Annotated in this window: 3 protein-coding genes; all 3 read right to left on the reverse strand. The window is 44.5% G+C overall.

Annotated features, from left to right (window positions below):
* On the reverse strand, positions 1-929 hold a 929-nt coding region (locus QZ506_RS11015), incomplete at its 3' end, for a recombinase (protein ID WP_291971066.1).
* Positions 930-1,305: 376 nt separating this feature from the next.
* Positions 1,306-1,518 carry a hypothetical protein gene (locus QZ506_RS11020; protein WP_291971068.1) on the reverse strand — a complete coding sequence of 71 codons (213 nt, stop codon included), beginning with the start codon at positions 1,516-1,518 and terminating at the stop codon, positions 1,306-1,308.
* 191 nt (positions 1,519-1,709) lie between these two features.
* A complete protein-coding gene (locus QZ506_RS11025) occupies positions 1,710-1,970 on the reverse strand; it encodes a hypothetical protein (protein WP_291969381.1) in 261 nt (86 codons plus the stop codon).
* Between the last annotated feature and the right edge of the window lie 34 nt (positions 1,971-2,004).

Below are 2,004 nucleotides of genomic sequence, written 5' to 3' on the forward strand. Positions count from 1 at the left end.
ATTGGGATCCTGAACTCCTTCTGCGTTTTCATCGCACCACGCATACCAATTATCCCGGCTGGATAGACAATTTCTTTTATATCTTCCTGGACATAGTACCATTGAAGATTGCTGACATTGATAGGGCGTACACCCGTCAGGATCATAAAACGCATGGCATTTTTCTGATGGATGGAGGTACACCCTGCGACGTTAAGCCACAATTTCGCTATAGATTCGATATCAGTAAAAAGGCGCGTAGGCGCAGGCCGTTGCACACGGGAAGATACATAATCATCAGGTATGCTAGCAGCAACATTTCGCCCATTGCACAACTGCGGGGCAGAATAATTCCAAAACCGGCGAAGTTCGGCGAATAATTCAAGCGCATGGTTATTAGACTTTGTTGCTATCCAGGTATCCAGCACTTCAATGATTCTTCCATAAGTTACATCACCGAACACTTCACGATCACCAAACGCTAAATCGATCTGTTTTATCCTTGCGCAGTAAGTCCGGTAGCTGTGGTCACTTAATTTCTGGCGTTGTACTTTCGCTTCAAGGTCAGCACGATAACTTTCCAGAGCCAAATGTACCGACTCAGCCCTCAGACTATCCCCCGCCATTTCCACCGCGTTCTCACGCGCAAGTTGAATCGCCAGTTCCGGCCATTCACCCAATTTACGCCCTTTCAGCCCCATTTTCTTGGGGAACTCCGCATAGAATGTAACCTTACCGGCCTTACTGAAATCGATGCGTAAATAGCTCTCTTTTTCGTACTTAGATCGCCGGGATTGTCCCTGATACTTGAGTATGGTTTTCGCTGCCGTAGCACAGATTCGCATGTGTGAGCTTGTGTATGGAGGCTTACATCCCTCCCAGCGCTCTAAAGCGCTCAAAAAATCGTCATTATTGGGCTTTTCGGGGTTCTGTGTTACAGTGCGCGGCATTGAAATTCCTTATCCTGTGGCCCATCGCGAGAGAGGCTCGCACATGAGGATTTTTAAGGTGGTGATTTTCGGTCTGTGTTGCGGTTTTGTGTTACGAAAGTGAGTGTACCAGTGTTTTTTATACTGTACAAATAAACAGATAGTTAACCATCGTAAGGAATACAAATAGCAAATAACCAATTGATTATAGAAGATAAAAAAGGTAAGTGATTAAAGTGGCTTTACTTATTACTAAACGCTGTATTAACTGCGACATGTGCGGGCCATGCATTAAAATCATTATAAAACAATAAATTGAATTTATGTGTTACTTTTTGCGTTGCGCTAGATAACACATAAATTTCGCATCAATAAGCCACCGTAACACAAAACTCTACTACCGCGCTTGCGACTCTCCCTCTTCAAGACAACCATTATAACCCCTATAATCCCGGAAAGGGTTGACCGCCAAAATAACAAGAGTTATTACAACCCCATTAAAACAACACAGAGAGCCGGAGGATGGATAGCAGAAATGCAATAGCAATGAGGCTTTGTTGAATAAATAGATTTTATGCTGGCAACCCAGTGAAACGACGGATCCTCGCAACGTAAAATCATGCAGTTAGGCCTCATGAGAAAACTGTACACCTGAGATGACAAGCATTTTCAACCAAAACTGGCATGGAAAAACAGCATGATTACCTATTATTCAACAAAGCCTAGCAATGATAGAAGCCGATGGTTGGTTCTGGTGGGAACTAAATTAAAAGATTAATATATTGATATTATTTCTGCTAATCACTCGCAAGCATTTATAGCCGATTCTAACACTTTCTCGTAGCCTATGCGCTGGTGACGTTCTGCACGTAGCGCCCGCATCTGCTGATCAATGGGGGCACCGATTTTTAATTGGTCAACAGCGAACGCCGGTTTTGATACCTCGGCAGTTTTGCACGGTACCGGCACAGGAACTTTAACCTCGACATAAACAGGAGCAGGGCGCGGCGTTTCACCACAACCCGCCAGCAACAAAACACCCACCAGAATTACGCGATTCATTTCGAACGCTCCCGCCGTAGCTCATCATCAAACG

Source organism: Candidatus Symbiopectobacterium sp., from assembly GCF_020054415.1.
Classification (GTDB): Bacteria; Pseudomonadota; Gammaproteobacteria; order Enterobacterales; family Enterobacteriaceae; genus Symbiopectobacterium.

Bases quoted from the DNA above. Each gene is read 5' to 3' on its own strand.
- QZ506_RS11025 (WP_291969381.1), bottom strand. From the start codon at position 1,970: ATGAATCGCGTAATTCTGGTGGGTGTTTTGTTGCTGGCGGGTTGTGGT.